Source organism: Microbacterium sp. B35-30, assembly GCF_010634855.1.
Lineage (GTDB): Bacteria > Actinomycetota > Actinomycetes > Actinomycetales > Microbacteriaceae > Microbacterium.
In genome coordinates this window covers 443,881-457,305 of sequence record NZ_MWLQ01000011.1, presented here as the reverse complement: position 1 = coordinate 457,305, position 13,425 = coordinate 443,881, and the positions used below count along the sequence as shown (strand labels likewise).

The 13,425-nt window shown below is 71.3% G+C and carries 13 protein-coding genes; 9 read left to right on the top strand and 4 right to left on the bottom strand.

Annotated elements, in window-relative coordinates:
• The first annotated feature begins 62 nt into the window (after window positions 1-62).
• From B2K11_RS06480 to B2K11_RS06465, 4 genes are all read left to right on the top strand, one after another.
• A complete protein-coding gene (locus B2K11_RS06480) occupies window positions 63-623 on the top strand; it encodes a DNA polymerase III subunit gamma/tau (RefSeq protein WP_163617405.1) in 561 nt (186 codons plus the stop codon).
• On the top strand, window positions 620-1,054 hold the full coding sequence (locus B2K11_RS06475; RefSeq protein WP_239525777.1) for a bacitracin resistance protein: 435 nt from the start codon (window positions 620-622) through the stop codon (window positions 1,052-1,054). Before B2K11_RS06480 ends, B2K11_RS06475 begins: the two co-directional genes overlap by 4 nt.
• Before the next feature lie 169 nt (window positions 1,055-1,223).
• Complete coding sequence (gene serA, locus B2K11_RS06470; protein WP_163617404.1) at window positions 1,224-2,828, top strand: phosphoglycerate dehydrogenase; 1,605 nt, start codon at window positions 1,224-1,226, stop codon at window positions 2,826-2,828.
• 3 nt (window positions 2,829-2,831) lie between these two features.
• Window positions 2,832-3,344 carry a DUF2867 domain-containing protein gene (locus tag B2K11_RS06465; protein ID WP_163617403.1) on the top strand — a complete coding sequence of 171 codons (513 nt, stop codon included), beginning with the start codon at window positions 2,832-2,834 and terminating at the stop codon, window positions 3,342-3,344.
• 84 nt (window positions 3,345-3,428) lie between these two features.
• Here the strand turns inward: B2K11_RS06465 and B2K11_RS06460 are convergent, their stop codons facing one another.
• Window positions 3,429-3,974 (bottom strand): TetR/AcrR family transcriptional regulator, encoded by a 546-nt coding sequence (locus B2K11_RS06460; RefSeq protein ID WP_163617402.1) that lies wholly within the window; start codon window positions 3,972-3,974, stop codon window positions 3,429-3,431.
• A gap of 66 nt (window positions 3,975-4,040) precedes the next feature.
• On the opposite strand from B2K11_RS06460, the gene B2K11_RS06455 reads away from it, so the two are divergent.
• The 5 genes from B2K11_RS06455 to B2K11_RS06435 all read left to right on the top strand — a co-directional run bounded on the left by B2K11_RS06455 (window position 4,041) and on the right by B2K11_RS06435 (window position 10,018).
• On the top strand, window positions 4,041-5,579 hold the full coding sequence (locus B2K11_RS06455) for an MFS transporter (RefSeq protein ID WP_204260037.1): 1,539 nt from the start codon (window positions 4,041-4,043) through the stop codon (window positions 5,577-5,579).
• 7 nt (window positions 5,580-5,586) lie between these two features.
• Window positions 5,587-6,648 (top strand): 3-isopropylmalate dehydrogenase, encoded by a 1,062-nt coding sequence (locus B2K11_RS06450; RefSeq protein WP_163617400.1) that lies wholly within the window; start codon window positions 5,587-5,589, stop codon window positions 6,646-6,648.
• Window positions 6,649-6,687: 39 nt separating this feature from the next.
• The gene (locus B2K11_RS06445; RefSeq protein WP_163617399.1) at window positions 6,688-7,800 is read left to right on the top strand and encodes a branched-chain amino acid aminotransferase; all 1,113 of its coding nucleotides are present in this window, start codon (window positions 6,688-6,690) and stop codon (window positions 7,798-7,800) included.
• Between the two features lie 100 nt (window positions 7,801-7,900).
• The gene (locus tag B2K11_RS06440; protein ID WP_163617398.1) at window positions 7,901-8,668 is read left to right on the top strand and encodes a fumarylacetoacetate hydrolase family protein; all 768 of its coding nucleotides are present in this window, start codon (window positions 7,901-7,903) and stop codon (window positions 8,666-8,668) included.
• Window positions 8,669-8,743: 75 nt separating this feature from the next.
• A complete protein-coding gene (locus tag B2K11_RS06435) occupies window positions 8,744-10,018 on the top strand; it encodes an MFS transporter (protein ID WP_163617397.1) in 1,275 nt (424 codons plus the stop codon).
• Between the two features lie 3 nt (window positions 10,019-10,021).
• On the opposite strand, the gene B2K11_RS06430 is transcribed toward B2K11_RS06435, so the two are convergent.
• From B2K11_RS06430 to B2K11_RS06420, 3 genes are read right to left on the bottom strand one after another with little or no spacing between them, the layout of a single operon-like run.
• Window positions 10,022-11,344, bottom strand: coding sequence for an alanine racemase (locus tag B2K11_RS06430; protein ID WP_163617396.1), 1,323 nt, complete (start codon window positions 11,342-11,344; stop codon window positions 10,022-10,024).
• Entirely contained in the window at window positions 11,341-11,727 is a 387-nt protein-coding gene (locus B2K11_RS06425; RefSeq protein ID WP_163617395.1) for a Rid family hydrolase, read from the bottom strand. The genes B2K11_RS06430 and B2K11_RS06425 overlap by 4 nt, the downstream gene beginning before the upstream one ends.
• A complete protein-coding gene (locus B2K11_RS06420; RefSeq protein ID WP_163617394.1) occupies window positions 11,724-13,388 on the bottom strand; it encodes an amidohydrolase family protein in 1,665 nt (554 codons plus the stop codon). The genes B2K11_RS06425 and B2K11_RS06420 overlap by 4 nt, the downstream gene beginning before the upstream one ends.
• Window positions 13,389-13,425 lie beyond the last annotated feature (37 nt).

Sequence of the window (13,425 nt, the reverse complement as noted above, 5' to 3'; positions counted from 1 at the left end):
GAGAGCCCGCCGCAGCGCCGGTCGGCTCTCGGCCGCCCCGCGCGGCGCACTACTCTGAGACCGTGACGACCGGACGCGACGACGACGCCCTCACCTGGGACGGTGACGACGACCCCACGCTCGATGTCGGAGCGGCTGCTGGAACCGACGTCGCGCCCGAGCACGCAGCTCCAGCCCCGGCGCCGGCCTCGGGGCAGGGGCTTCCGAAGGGCTACACCGCCGTCGGCAAGGGGAGTGACACGCTGGGCTCAGCGGCTGCGCCGCGTGCGGCATCCGTCGAAGAACCCGTGCCTGCCGACGGCGACACGATCGTGACTGAGCGGCGGCACCTCGGCAACGGCGCGCTCGTCGCCCTGGGCGTGCTGGGCGGCGTGTACGCGCTCTACGCGGTCGGCTGGATCATCGGCGGCCTGCGGCTGCAGGGCCGGGCGCAGTACCTCGTGCTCGACGTGATGTACCAGGGGAGCCTGTGGCTCGCCGTACTCGCACCGGTGCTGTGGTTCGTGACGACCCTGCTCCTCACCCGCCGCTCGCGCGCGTGGGTCAGATTCGCGTGGCTGGCGGTCGGCGCGGTCCTGCTGCTGCCCTGGCCCTTCGTGATGATCGGGGCGATCGGACAATGAGCGACGACGTCACGGCTGCCACGCCGTCTCCAGATGATGCCGGCCGGTCGCGCGAAGCCTCTGGCCGCGCAGTCCTCCCCGACGCGCCCGCGGCGCGGAGGGGAAAGACACCCACCTGGCTCGTGGCCGCGATCGCGGGCATCGTCGGTCTGTTCTACGCGTACGCCGTCTGGAATGCGATCGGCAACCTCGTCGCCACTCTCCAGGTGTTCGCCGGAGCGGGACTCACGCTCAACGCGTTCGGGTGGTTCATCTGGATCTTCGCTGCGCTGTTCCCGCTGATCGTGTGGGGCGCCGCCTTCGCGATCGGGTACCAGCGCGCGCCGCACGAGCTGCTGCTCGTGATGCTCACCGGCCTCGCGCTCGTCGCGGTGTTCTGGCTGAACGTCGTCGCCTACACGACGCTCAACTCGGCATCCTTCCTGGGCTGAGGCTCCCGCGGCTCGAGGCCACCGGGTCGAGCCCGACGGCCGTCACACGGTCGGGCGGGTCGCCGCACGGGCGGTAGGCTGTCACAGGCCTCGCCCCCGACGGCGTGCGGCGCGGCATCCGGTCTGCCCTGCTCCGCGCGCTCGCGCACCGCCCCCAAAGGAACCACCCGTGCCGAAGCCTGTCGTCCTCATCGCCGAAGAACTGTCTCCCGCCACGATCGACGCCCTGGGCCCCGATTTCGACGTGCGCCACGTCGACGGCACCGACCGCCCCGCGCTTCTGGCGGCCCTCGCCGACGCGAACGCGGTGCTGATCCGCTCGGCGACGAAGGTCGACGCCGAGGCGATCGCGGCCGCTCCCGTGCTCAAGGTCGTGGCCCGCGCCGGCGTCGGCCTCGACAACGTCGACATCAAGACCGCCACCACCGCGGGTGTCATGGTCGTGAACGCGCCGACCTCGAACATCATCTCGGCGGCCGAGCTCACCGTGGGGCACATCCTCAGCCTCTCCCGCCGCATCCCGGCCGCTCATGCGTCGCTCTCGGGCGGCGCCTGGAAGCGCAGCTCCTACACCGGCACCGAGCTGTTCGAGAAGACCGTCGGCATCATCGGCCTCGGCCGCATCGGCGCCCTCATCGCGGCGCGTCTGCAGGCGTTCGGCGTCTCGGTCGTCGCGTACGACCCCTACGTCACTCCGACCCGGGCGCAGCAGCTCGGCGTGCAGCTGCTCGAGCTCGACGAGCTGCTCGCGCAGAGCGATTTCGTCACGATCCACATGCCGAAGACGCCTGAGACGACCGGCATGATCGGCACCGAGCAGTTCCGCCTCATGAAGAAGACGGCGTTCGTCGTCAACGTCGCGCGCGGCGGCCTCATCGACGAAGCGGCGCTGTACACCGCACTGACCGAGGGCGAGATCGCGGGCGCCGGCCTCGACGTGTTCACGAGCGAGCCGCCGGCAGCCGACGGCACGGCCTTCCCGCTGCTGAGCCTGCCGAACGTCGTCGTCACGCCGCACCTCGGCGCCTCGACCGACGAGGCGCAGGAGAAGGCGGGCGTCTCGGTCGCGAAGTCGGTCAAGCTCGCCCTCGAGGGCGACCTCGTGCCCGACGCGGTCAACGTCGCCGGCGGTATCATCGACCCGTTCGTGCGCCCGGGGATCTCGCTCGTCGAGCAGCTCGGGCAGTTCTTCACCGGCCTCGCCCACAGCGCCCTCACGAGTCTCGACATCGAGGTGCGCGGCGAGCTCGCGGCGTACGACGTCAGCGTCTACCGCCTTGCGGCGCTCAAGGGCATCCTCGCCAACGTCGTCAGCGAGAACGTCTCGTACGTCAACGCGCCGCTGTTCGCCGAGCAGCGCGGCATCGAGACGCGACTGATCGTCGAGGCCGAGAGCCCGCTGTACCGCAACATCACGATCCTCCGCGGCACCCTCGCCGACGGGTCCGTGCTCACGATCGCCGGCACGCTCGCCGGCACGCGCATGGTGCCGAAGGTCGTCGGCATCAACGGCTACGAGATCGAGGTGCCGATCGAGCGGCACCACCTCGTGATGCGGTACGCCGACCGTCCCGGCATCGTCGCGATCTACGGCCAGAAGCTCGGCAGCGCCGGCATCAACATCGCCGGGCTGCAGGTGGCGCAGGCCGACGCCAGCGGCCGCGCCCTCTCGGTGCTCACGGTCGACTCGCCGGTGCCCGAGGACCTTCTCGACGAGATGCGCGAAGCGGTGGGCGCCGACCTGTTCCGCCGCATCGAGGTCACCGAGGACTGAGCGATGGCACCGGGGGAGGCATCCGTGCAGGCTGCCGCTCCCGTGCCCGCATCCGGCGGGAGCCCCGGCTTCCGCAGCCTCGCGTTCGAAGGTCTGTCGCGCTTCGACTACGGCGACGTGATCCTGGTGTCGAAGCCGCCGCGCAGCACCGACGACCCGCGCGTCTGGGCCGAGACCCTGTTCCGGCCGTCGTCCGCCCCCGCGTGGGTGAAGGTCGCGATGGGTATGCGCATGGCGCTCGCCCCGCTGCTCGCACTCGAGGCCGCGCCGCGCGGCGTCTTCGACGTGCGCCGGGTGGTCGGCGACGAGGCGCTCATCGAGTACGCCGACAAGCACCTGACCTTCCGCTGCGGAGTGGGGGTGGATACCGCGGCCGCCGTCGTGCGCGTCACCACGGTGGTCACCTTCAACGACTGGCGCGGCCGCGTGTACTTCACTCCGGTCTCGCTGGCGCACCCGCTCGTCGTCCACGCCATGCTGCGGCGTGCGCGCCGTGTCCTCGCCCGGCGCGGCTGAGAGACGGGCGCCAGCGCTGCACTTTCGTGCGAGCGCGGCGTCGCGCCGGCACGCGGTCGCCGCAATGTGCTGCGCTCGGAGGGTCTAGACCCGCGTCGCGCCCTCGACGAGGGCGATGAGCGCGTCGAGCGCAGGGCCGCGGGGGACCGGCCCCGGGATCGAGCCGCCCGAGAGCGCGTTGTTGAAGTAAAGCCCGTCGCTGACGAGCATGACCAGGTCGAGCGCCACCCCGTCTTTCGTGTGCGGTCGGAGGGCCGCGGCCCACTGCTCGCGCACGTCGCGCAGTGCGTCGCTGGCCACGGCGTCGCCGCCCTGCGCGAGGCGAGACGTGGCGAGGATGGCGCGGTCGATGGGGTCGTTCGCCATCACCGATGTGCGCAGGAAGTACGCGATCGGCCCCTCCGGGGCGGCGGACATCACAGCGACGTCGTCGGCCACCAGGGTCCGCAGGCGGTCGATGATCGCCGATTCGAGGGCCTCTTTGGTGCCGAAGTGGTAGAGCAGACCGCCCTTGGACACCCCGGCCGCCTTCGCGGTGGCATCCATCGTCGCAGCGCGCTCGCCCTCTTCGATGAGGATCTGCTCGAAGGCGTCGAGCACCTTCTCGCGGGCGAGGGGAGGGCGACTCATGGCGTCGATCGTATCGACAGGCGAGGCCGCATCCTGATACTATACCGGCTGGACGGTATAGAAATGATGACTCTCACTCAAGAACTCTCGCTCGCCGACGCCCAGGGACGGAAGGTCGGCTGGCGCGGCTGGGCCGCGCTCGTCGTGCTCATGCTGCCGGTGCTGCTCGTCTCGGTCGACAACACGGTGCTGAGCTTCGCGCTGCCGTCGATCGCGCTCGAGCTCGGGCCCTCGAGCGCCCAGCAGCTCTGGATCATCGACGCCTACCCGCTCGTGCTGGCGGGCCTGCTCGTCACCATGGGGACGCTGGGCGACCGGTTCGGGCGGCGACGGATGCTGCTCATCGGCGCCACCGGCTTCGCGGCGGTCTCCGTGCTCGCCGCCTTCGCCCCGAGCGCGGGGTGGCTCATCGTCGCGCGCGCCGCCATGGGCGTGTTCGGCGCGATGCTGATGCCCTCGACGCTGTCGCTGCTGCGGAGCATCTTCACCGACCGCGATCAGCGCCGTCTCGCGATCGCCGTGTGGGCGGCGATGTTCTCGGCCGGCGCGGCGCTCGGCCCGATCGTCGGGGGACTCCTGCTCGAGCACTTCTCGTGGGGATCCGTGTTCCTGCTGTCGGTGCCCGTGCTCATCCCGCTCCTGGTGCTGGCGCCCCTGCTCGTGCCCGAGAGCCGCGATCCGAAGCCGGGCCGCATCGACCCGCTCAGCATCGCGCTCTCGATGGCGACGATGATCCCCATCGTCTACGGCATCAAGGAGCTCGCGGTGCACGGGTTCGCGGTCGCGGCGTGGCTGCCGATGCTCGCCGGGCTGGCCTTCGGCGTGCTCTTCGTGCGGCGCCAGCTGAGCGCCCGCACGCCGATGCTCGACATGCGCCTGTTCCGCCGGGGAAGCTTCAGCGGCGCGCTCATGGTCAACCTCCTCAGCGTCATCGCGCTCGTCGGGTTCCTGTTCTTCGTCGCGCAGCACCTGCAGCTCATCGTCGGCCTCTCGCCGATGCAGGCGGGTCTCGCGCTCGTGCCGGGTCTTGCGATGATGATCGTGGCCGGACTCGTGGTAGTGCCGATCTCGAAGAGGTGGCCTGCTCGCGTCGTGGTGCCGGTGGCCTTGGTGTTCTCCGTCGCGGGGTACATCACGGTGGCGTACGCCACCGGACCCGAGAGCATCGCAGCACTGGTGGCGGCCTTCGTCTCGCTCGGCATCGGCATCGGCGCCGCCGAGACCGTCTCGAACGAGCTCGTGCTGTCCAGCGCGCCGCCGGCGAAGGCCGGAGCCGCCAGCGCGGTCTCCGAGACCGCGTACGAGCTAGGCGCGGTGCTCGGCACGACCGTGCTGGGCGGCATCCTCACGGCGCTCTATCGCACGAATCTCATCGTCCCCGAAGGGATTCCGGATGCCGCGGCCGCGGCCGCGTCCGAGACCCTGGCCGGTGCGGTGCACGCGGCCGGAGAGATCGGGGGCACCGCGGGCGACGCGCTCTTCGAGGCGGCCGCGACGGCGTTCGACGCCGGCGTGACCGTCACCGCGCTCATCGGCGCCGCCCTGGTCGTCGTCGCGGGGGTCATCGCGGCCACTACCCTGGGAGGGTCCCGCCAGAAGTCGTAGGAGCACTATGTCGCGCGTCGTGAAGCTGGCCGTCATCCCGGGTGACGGCATCGGTCCGGAGGTCATCGCCGAGGCGGAGAAGGTGATGGATGCCGCGGTTGCGGGCAGCGGCATCCGCTTCGAGAAGACGCGCTTCTCGCTGGGCGCCGGCCGTTTCCTCGACACCGGCGACACGCTGACCGGCGACGACCTCGCCGCGATCAAGGACCACGACGCGATCCTGCTCGGTGCGGTCGGCGGTGTCCCCGGCGATCCGCGCCTCAAGAACGCCAACATCGAGCGCGGAATGCTGCTGAAGCTGCGGTTCGAGCTCGACCACTACGTCAACCTGCGGCCGTCGAAGCTGTACTCGGGCGTGCCCGGCCCGCTCGCCGAGCCCGGTGACATCGACTTCGTAGTGGTCCGGGAGGGAACCGAAGGGCCGTACGTCGGCAACGGCGGGTCGATCCGCACGGGAACGCCGCACGAGGTCGCCAACGAGACATCCGTGAACACCGCGTTCGGGGTCGAACGGGTCGTGCGCTACGCGTTCGATCTGGCCGAGCGTCGTGGCAAGAAGCTCACGCTCGTGCACAAGACTAACGTGCTCGTCCATGCCGGTGGCATCTGGAAGCGCCTCGTCGACGAGGTCGCGCTCGAGCACCCCGACGTGACCGTAGACTATGTGCACGTCGACGCGGCCACCATCTACCTGGTCACGAACCCGAGCCGCTTCGACGTGATCGTCACCGACAACCTCTTCGGCGACATCCTCACCGACTTGGCCGGCGCCGTCACCGGTGGCATCGGCCTCGCCGCCTCGGGCAACATCAATCCCGACGGCGCGTTCCCTTCGATGTTCGAGCCCGTGCACGGATCGGCGCCCGACATCGCGGGCCAGCAGAAGGCCGATCCCACGGCCGCGATCCTCTCCGTCTCACTGCTGCTCGATCATCTCGGGCTCCAGGACGAGTCCCGCCGCGTCACGACCGCGGTCGAGGAGGATCTGGCCGCACGCGGCTCCGACGCGGGCGCGACCCGCACGACGACGCAGATCGGCGACGCGATCGTCGCCCGGCTCCAGGCGTAATCTGAGATCACGTCGTCCTACCGACAGAGGATTCCACCCATGACCATCGACCTTCCCCTCCAGGCGCCCTCGGCCGCAGGCCTCGTCTGGAACGTCACGCGGAACACCGACGCGACTCCGGATGCCGCGCGCGAGGCGATCCTCGCCGACCCGGGCTTCGGGCAGCACTTCACCGACCACATGGTCGACATCTGCTGGTCCGAGAAGGGCGGATGGCACCGCCCCCGCGTCCAGCCCTACGGCCCGATCCCGCTGGACCCGGCGGCGGCCGTGCTGCACTACTCGCAGGAGATCTTCGAGGGCCTCAAGGCCTACCGTCACGCCGACGGGTCCATCTGGACCTTCCGCCCCGATCGCAACGCGGCCCGCCTGCAGCGCTCGGCACAGCGGCTGGCGCTGCCGGAGCTGCCCACCGAGTACTTCCTCGAGTCGCTCCGCGAGCTGATCGCGGTCGACGGCGCGTGGGTGCCGACCGCCGGTGAGACGAGCCTGTACCTGCGCCCCTTCATGTTCGCGAAAGAGGCCTTCCTCGGCGTCCGGGCCGCGAAGAAGGTCGGCTACTACCTCATCGCGAGCCCGGCCGCCGCGTACTTCCCGGGCGGCGTCCAGCCCGTCAACATCGCACTGTCGACGCGCTACGCGCGCGCGGGCCGCGGTGGCACCGGCGCGGCGAAGACCGGCGGCAACTACGCGTCCAGCCTGCTGCCGCAGGCCGAGGCGTACGAGAAGGGCTGCCAGCAGGTGCTCTTCCTCGACGACGGTTACATCGAGGAGCTCGGAGGCATGAACCTCGTGCTCGTCACGAACGACGGGCGGCTGATCACGCCCCAGTCCGAGTCGATCCTCGAGGGCATCACGCTCGCCTCGGTGCTGCAGCTCGCGCAGGACCGCGGGCTCGTCGTCGAGCAGCGCAAGGTCTCGATCGACGAGTGGCGCGAGGGCGCGGCATCCGGCTCCATCGTCGGCGCGTTCGCGTGCGGCACGGCGGCGGTCATCGTGCCGATCGGCAAGCTCGTCGCCGATGACTACGAGATCGTGCACGAGGGCGACGCGGCGTCCGAGCTGGCGCTGTCGCTGCGCGAGGAGCTCACCGGCATCCAGTACGGGCGTGTGGCCGATCGCCACGGCTGGCTGGTGCGTCTCGACGGCTGATCCGTCGTTTTCCGGAAGCCCCGGGCCCGGCGCGCTGCGCGGGCCCGGGGCTGTCCGTGTCGGGCCTGGTGGTGTCGGGCGGGATGGCTAGGCTGATCCGGTGAGGATCGCGCGCTTCAGCCACAACGACGCCATCAAGTTCGGAATCGTCGACGAGGGAGAACTCGTCGTCCTCGCCGGCGACCCGATGTTCGCCGGGTACGACACGACCGGGGAGCGCGTGCCGCTCGCCGATGTCGCGCTGCTCGCCCCGGTCATCCCGCGCTCGAAGCTCGTCTGCGTCGGCCGCAACTACCGCGACCATGCCGCAGAGCTCGGCAACGACGTTCCCACCGCGCCGATGCTGTTCTTCAAGCCCAACACCACCGTGGTCGGCCCGGGCGACGCCGTCGTGCTGCCGAAGGGCTCGGACTTCATCAGCTTCGAGGGCGAGCTCGCCGCCGTCATCGGCCGCATCGCGAAGAACGTGCCGGCCGCTGACGCGCTCGACTACGTCTTCGGCTACACGATCGCCAACGACCTGACCGCCCGCGACTGGCAGAAGTCCGACGGCCAGTGGGCGCGCGCGAAGGGCTTCGACACGTCCTGCCCCCTCGGCCCCGCCATCGAGACGGACTTCGACGTCGCCGGTCCCGCCGTCATCACGACGCGGCTGAACGGCGAAGTCCGCCAGCAGGGACCGATCAGCGACATGATCTTCTCGCTTGCCGACGTGATCGCCTACGCATCCGCGGCCTTCACGCTGCTGCCCGGCGACGTGATCCTCACCGGCACCCCGGCAGGCGTCGGTCAGATCGTCGCGGGCGACACGGTCGAGGTCGAGATCACCGGCCTCGGCATCCTGCGCAACACCGCCCGTGATGCGTGACAGGGCTCGAGATGCGTGACAGGGCCCGTGGCGCCTGACGAGGATGGCAGCGCACCTCACGCCGACGCCGTCGGTGTGAGGACCGACAGCGGTACCACCGCCGAAGAGGTGGCCGCGGTTCAGCGGCGCACCGTCTGGGTGCTCTCGCTCGGCCAGGTACTCGGCGGGCTTGCCTTCGGTGCGACGCTGTCGCTCGGTGCGGTGCTCGCGGCAGACATCTCGGGGGAGGACGCCTTCTCGGGACTCGCCGCGGCCGCCGTGACCTTCGGCACCGCGCTGACGGCGGTGCCACTGGCGGCGATCGCGCGCCGGCATGGCCGACGACTGTCGCTCACCACCGGAATGGCGGTCGCCCTCGTCGGCGTCGGACTGGTGATCGTCGCTGTCGCCCTGGCCGCGTTCCCGCTGCTGCTCGTCGGCTTCTTCATCATCGGGGCGGGCCAGGCGGCCAATCTGCAGTCGCGCTTCGCCGCGGCGGATCTGGCGACGGATGCCTCGCGCGGCCGCGATCTCTCGATCGTCGTGTGGGCGACCACGGTGGGCGCCGTTCTCGGACCGAATCTCACCGGGCCCGGCGAGGTGCTCGGCGGTGCGATCGGCATGCCCCCGCTGACCGGGGCCTATCTGTTCACCCTCGTCGCGCAGGGGCTCGCGATCGTGCTGTACCTCGTGGCGATGCGACCCGACCCGCTGCTTCTGGCGCAGCGGGTGGTCGCCTCGGCGCGGTCAGGCAGCCGCGTGATCGCGAAGGCCGATCGCCCGGTCGCGGCTCGGTACGCGATCTTCGCCGTGGCCGCCGCCCACGGCACGATGGTGTCGGTGATGGCGATGACGCCCGTGCATCTGGCGCATCTGACCCACGGGGCGTCCGAGGCTGCCACCCTGTCGATCATCGGCTTGACGATCAGTCTGCACATCGCCGGCATGTACATGCTCTCGCCGGTCTTCGGCATCCTCTCCGACAAGGTCGGGCGTGTGCCGACGATCCTGGTCGGTCAGGTGCTCCTCGTCGCGGCGCTGCTCACCGCCTCGTTCGGCCAGACGTCGACGACGGCGGTGACCGTCGCGCTCGTGCTGCTGGGCCTGGGATGGAGCGCGTCGACGGTGGCGGGCTCGACGCTGCTCACCGAGTCGTCCTCCGAAGAGCTGCGCACGCGACGCCAGGGCTTCAGCGACTTCACGATGAGCATCGTGGGTGGTCTCGGCGCGATCGCCGCCGGCGCCGTGCTCGGCTGGATCGGCTACGGCGGTCTCGCCCTGGTCGTGCTGGTGCTCGTCGCCGCCTCGGTGCTGCTCGCCCCGCTCGGCTGGCGCGCCTCCCGCGCCCGCACCGCCGGTCAGCCGGGCTGAGGCTCAGAACCGCGTCTCGACGAGGTCGGTGACGATCGCGTTCAGCGGGTCGTCCAGCGTGTCCACGACGGGCACCAGGCGCCACTTGTCGAACATCGTGCACGGGTGGGAGAGTCCGAACACGACGAGGTCGCCTACCCCAAGCGGTGAGTCGCCCGCGATGCGCACGAAGCCGTGCTGATCGCTGAGCTTCGTCGTCACCCCGCCGGGAAGCGGCATCCGCTCGCCCGCGGCGCCGATCGCGTACAGGGGCTCGGGCAGCCCCTCATCGAACGGGAAGTCGCGCTTGCCCGCATCGACGATCGCGGTGCTCGCATCGAGGCGCGACACCACCCGGGCAAGCCCCCGCGCCGCGGGGCGCAGCCCTGCACCGTCGAACGGCGAGTTCTGCCGGTAGTAGCCGTGGTCGTGCACGAGGTACGCACCGGACCGCAGCACGAACCGCGTGCGGTCGCCGCCGACGGTCCCCACGCCTACTCCACGCACCGCTGGCGCGTTGCGCGGAGCCTCTCGGCGCGTGGGCCCAGCCGCGGCGAACGCGGCGCCGACGACGTCGGGGTACGCGCTGCCACCGGCCGACACCAGCACGTCGCGGCCGTCGTACAGCGGTGTCAGCGCCTGGTGGACGGCGAGAAGCTCGTCGACGTAGGCGCGCGCGGACGCCAGTGCCTCGGCGTCGCGGCCGTGGGCGACGGCGCCCTCGTAGCCGGTCACACCCGCGAGCCGGACGGCGGGCGACGCAGCGGCACGCCGCGCGACGGCGACCGCCGCCTCCAGCGAGCGGGCGCCGGTACGGCCGCCCGGGCGCCCGACGTCGACCAGCACCTCGAGCGGCTGCGCCGCCGAGTCGCCCAGCGCGTGCTCGATGGCGTCGATGCCCGCGACGTCGTCGACCCAGCTCCACACGCGGGTGCCCGCCGCCACGGCCGCCGCGGTCCAGCGGATGGCGTCCGGCTGCACCAGCTGGTTGGCGAGCATGACGGCGGGGATGCCGGCATCCACGGCCACGCGCAGCTGCGACGGCGTCGCCACCGTGATGCCCGTCGCGCCCGCGTCGAGCTGCCGCCACCACAGCTGCGGCGCCATCGTGGTCTTGCCGTGCGGCATCAACTCGAGTCCGCGCTCGGCCACCCACCCGGCGAGGAAGGCGATGTTGTCATCGAGCGCGCCGTCGTCGATCACGAGGAGAGGGGTCCAGAGGTCGGTCAGAGAGGGTTTTCGGGCCAGGAACTCGGCGACGGTGAGGCCCGCGGCGTCGGCGGGGAGCCCCTTGTCGCCTGCCCCGAGCAGGCGGCTCGCCGAACCCCGGTGCGCGGCGGCAGTCATTCGGCGGGCAGGACCGCGACGACGTCGATCTCGACGAGGATGTCGTACAGGTCCGAGCCGACGGTGGTGCGCACGGGGTAGGGCTCGCGGAAGAACTCGGCGTAGGCGCGGTTGTACTCGGCGAAGTCGCGCTTGAGGTGCTGCAGGTGTGCGGTGACCTTCACGACGTCGTCGAACGAGGCGCCCTTGGCGGCGAGCACGCTGCCGACGTTGCGCAGCACCTGCTGCGTCTGCTCGTAGACGCCGCCGGCCACGACCTCTCCGGTTGCCGGATCCTGCGGGCCGAAGCCGGCCGTGAACAGCAGGCCCGCAGCCGCCACGCCGTGGCTGTAGGGCCCGGCAGGTCGGGGGGCGTTCTCGATGAGCACGGCGTGCTTGGTCATGGGGTTCCTTTCGTCGGGTTCTGACTGTCCGCCTGTCGCGGGTCGGCGGCCGCAGCGGAGGTTCGTGACGGCGGAGCGGGGGAGCGGCGCAGGCCACGGCCGGCGCGGGTGCCCGTGAGCTCGCCGCTGCGCAGCACCTGCCGGCCGTTGACGAACACGTCGTCGATACCGTGGGCCGGCCGCCGTGGCGCGTCGTACGTTGCGGCATCCGCGGCCGTCGAGGGATCGACGACGGCGATGTCGGCCACGTTACCGGGGCGCAGGATGCCGCGCTCATGCAGTCCGAACCGCTCGGCGGTGCGCGCCGAGAGGTGAACGGCCGCGTCCTCCCACGAGAAGGACCGGCCGACGTACGTGCCGAGGAAGCGGGCGAAGGCGCCCCACGCGCGGGGGTGGGGGACGGCGCCGACGAAGATGCCGTCCGAGCCCCCGGTGTGCGCGGGATGCGCGAACAGTCGCGCGAGATTCTCGACGGACCGCTCCTCGCGGACCGCCATCACCGCGCTGACCTCGAGGCGCCCCGCGATCAGGAGGTCCAGCGTCGCGTCCTCGACGGAGCTGGCGCGCCGAGCAGCGATCTCCGCCAGTGTGAGGCCGGCCGCCCACGCCCAATCCTCGGCGGGGGTGTGGGCGACGCGGATCATCGTCGGCCAGTCGGGCCCGAGGCTGGGCTTGTGCGCGACGGCGGGAAACCACTCCTCCCGCAGCTGCGCGCGCTGCACCGGGTCCGACAGTCGGGCGATGGCGTCGTCGAGGTCGAGGGCGCTGTACTCCGGCGGGAGCACCGCCATCGACACCAGCGTGCAGCCGCGTGTGTACGGGTACATGTCGAACGAGAGGTCGGCTCCGGATGCCGCGGCCTCGGCGAGAAGCCGCTCGGCGTCGGCGGCATCCACGTGCAGGTGAGAAACGTGGCCGCGTACGCCGTCGTGCGCCTCGCCCGGAGCGCAGATCGCGACGACTTCGCGGAGGCCGGCCGCCGTGTTCGTCTCGTAGCCGCCCCGCATGTGCGTGACATACAGGGCGCCCGCTGCGGCCACCGGGGCGCAGAGCCCGGCGAGCTCGGCGGTGTCGGCGAAGATCCCGGGGACGTAGTCCAGTCCGCTCGACAGCCCGAGCGCCCCGGCGGCGAGCCCCTCTGCCACGAGCAGCTGCATGCGGGTGAGCTGCGCGGCATCCGCTCGTCCGCGGTCCATTCCCATCACCTCGTGCCGCACCGTCCCTGCGGGGACGAGGTAGCCGACGTTGACAGGCGTGGTGGCGTCGTACGAGTGCAGCAGCTCGGCGACGCCGCCGCCGGCGTAGTTCGGATGCGGGCCGTTGATCGCCGCGAAGTAGCGGGTCGCCCACTTCCCGGAGCCGGGTGCGTACGAGACGCCGTCCTGGCCGCCCACGACCGTCGTGACGCCCTGGCGCAGCAGCGCGAGCTGTACCTCGCTCTGGAACACGGCGCCGTCGGCGTGCGCGTGGGCGTCGATGAAGCCGGGCATCACGAGGCGGCCGCGACAGTCGACGGTGTGGTCGTCTGCTCGAGGATCGACCTCGCCGATGTGACCGAGCCGGTCACCGACGATCACGACATCGGCGTCGTACCTCGGTGCGCCCGTTCCGTCGATCACCGTTCCACCGCGCAGCACCGTGCGGTCGGGGTGGGCGGTCATCGCGGCCTCCGTGGGAGCGCGGGCCCCGGCTGACCCG